We start from the raw sequence: 1,102 nt of genomic DNA, 5'->3' as shown, positions 1-1,102 counted from the left end.
AACCTTCCTAAGAAAGATGTCCCAGGTACAGGAACAGTAACAGAACCTAACAAGAAACCATCACAACCAGTAGATGTAACAACACCAGCTCGTAAGACACCAACACTAGAGTTGGATCAAGATCCTAAGACAGGTGATGTTACAGTAACACCTAAGAAACCAGATGGCTCAACATACCCACCAGGAACTACGGTAGAAATTCCAGGTGAAAATGGAACACCAATCACAGTAACAATTGGCGAGAATGGATCAGGTAAAGTACCAAATGACAACCTTCCTAAGAAAGATGTCCCAGGTACAGGTAAGATTACTGAACCAGGTCAACCAACAGTGGAAGTTCCAGTAGAAACTCCAGCTAAGGTCACACCAGAAACACCAGTAACTGAAAAACCAGTTGCGATTGAAATTACTCGTAAACCAAATGGTGATGCAGTAGTAACACCTAAGAAACCAGATGGTTCAACATACCCATCAGGCAGCAAGGTAGTGATCCCAGGTGAAAACAACACACCAATCGAAGTTACAATTGGCGACAATGGTTCAGGTGAAGTACCAAATGACAAACTTCCTAAGAAAGATGTCCCAGGTACAGGAAAAGTAACCGAACCGAATAAGAAACCATCACAACCAGTGGATGTAACAACACCAGCTCAAAAGACACCAACACTAGATGTNNCCAAACAGTGAATTACCAGACGGTAAAGTTCCAGGTACAGCTAAGATTACAGAACCAGGTCAACCAACAGTTGAAGTTCCAGTAGAAACTCCAGCTAAGGTCACACCAGAAACACCAACAACTGAAAAACCAGTTGCGATTGAAATTACTCGTAAACCAAATGGTGATGCGATTGTAACGCCTAAGAAACCAGATGGCTCAACATACCCATCAGGTAGCAAGGTAGTGATTCCAGGTGAAAACAACACACCAATCGAAGTTACAATTGGCGACAATGGTTCAGGTGAAGTACCAAATGACAAACTTCCTAAGAAAGATGTCCCAGGTACAGGAACAGTAACAGAACCTAACAAGAAACCATCACAACCAGTGGATGTAACAACACCAGCTCGTAAGACACCAACAGTAGATGTTGAACAAGATCCT

Annotated in this window: 2 pseudogenes; both read left to right on the top strand. The window is 42.7% G+C overall.

From position 1 onward, the window contains the following. Positions 1–687: pseudogene (locus tag HT731_RS09130) on the top strand (hypothetical protein); the annotation flags it as partial. Next, a pseudogene (locus HT731_RS09125) lies at positions 671–1,102 on the top strand (hypothetical protein); the annotation flags it as partial. The pseudogenes HT731_RS09130 and HT731_RS09125, both read left to right, overlap by 17 nt.

Source organism: Streptococcus sp. k-163, from assembly GCF_013277555.1.
Lineage (GTDB): Bacteria > Bacillota > Bacilli > Lactobacillales > Streptococcaceae > Streptococcus.
The sequence above is the reverse complement of the archived record's forward strand: the minus strand, read 5'-3'. Positions and strand labels throughout refer to the sequence as shown.